2 protein-coding genes are annotated in these 1,033 nt (G+C 44.9%); both read right to left on the bottom strand.

The genetic code is table 11. The features are described 5' to 3' along the window. On the bottom strand, positions 1-689 hold a 689-nt coding region (locus tag B0I26_RS18080), incomplete at its 3' end, for a fumarylacetoacetate hydrolase family protein (RefSeq protein ID WP_111646705.1). A 45-nt stretch (positions 690-734) separates the two neighbouring features. After that, a partial coding sequence (locus tag B0I26_RS18075) for an acyl-CoA thioesterase (protein ID WP_111646704.1) occupies positions 735-1,033 on the bottom strand: 299 nt, incomplete at its 5' end.

Genomic DNA, 1,033 nt, shown 5'->3' with positions numbered 1-1,033 from the left:
TCCCCATTCACCGTTAATACGATTTCTAATTCGTGCGGATTCGGAATTTCATCTTTCGTCACTAGCCACGGTCCCATCGGTGCACTGCCATCGAGCGTTTTTCCTTGTAACCATTGTAGTGTTCTTCGTTGTAAATCCCTTGCCGTGACATCGTTGACGATGGTGTATCCAGCCACATACTCCAGCGCCTCCGCCTGAGAAACATTCCGCGCCCGCTTTCCGATCACAAACGCAAATTCGGCTTCATAATCGAGCTGTTCGGTAATTGGCGGCAATGGAATGTCATCTTCCGGACCGATAATCGTATTGTTAAACTTCGCAAAAATCACTGGAAATTTCGGTAATTCTCGTTTCATTTCCAAGATATGTTCTCGGTAGTTATGGCCGACACAAATGATTTTGTTTGGCTTTAAAATCGGCGCTTCGATTTTGACATCCGCCCGATTGATAACGATGTCATTCGCCAGCGCAAATTCCATCGCTTTATACGCTTCCTCTAAACTTCTTTCGCCGCCTTCTAGAAGTTCAATCGTATTAGACGGTACAAGCGCCTCCGCCAGTTTTTCCGCTCTTGGTTGTCCTTGTGCTTTTAACATTTGGACATAGGCGTCGTTCAAATCAATGATTTTTTTATCGATGATGCAAGCTGCCCGGACGTTGCCTCCTGCTCGATAATTGACAATCTTCACAACGACTCCTCCTTCATCATTTAGAAATCTTTTCTACCACGAACATTAGACAGTCATCCCGATGTCTGTCATCGCGCTTCGGATCGCTTCCGGTATGGGAACCGCTTTTGGTTTTCCACTCTGAAAACTTGCCCATACGCGTATTTCATAGCCTTCGGCCATTTTGCTTCCTTCTTTGAGAAACACATGTTGAATTTTGAACGCTTTGTCACGTAATTCGACGACGGAAGAGTGAACGCACACTTCATCGTCAAAAAAGAGCGGCGATTGAAACTGACATTTTGCTTCTACAATGGGGATGCTTACATGATTTTCTGTAAACATTTTGGATGTTGGGTAGCCTA

This window comes from Paranoxybacillus vitaminiphilus, from assembly GCF_003259935.1.
GTDB classification, from domain to species: Bacteria; Bacillota; Bacilli; order Bacillales; family Anoxybacillaceae; genus Paranoxybacillus; species Paranoxybacillus vitaminiphilus.
The sequence above is the reverse complement of the archived record's forward strand: the minus strand, read 5'-3'. Positions and strand labels throughout refer to the sequence as shown.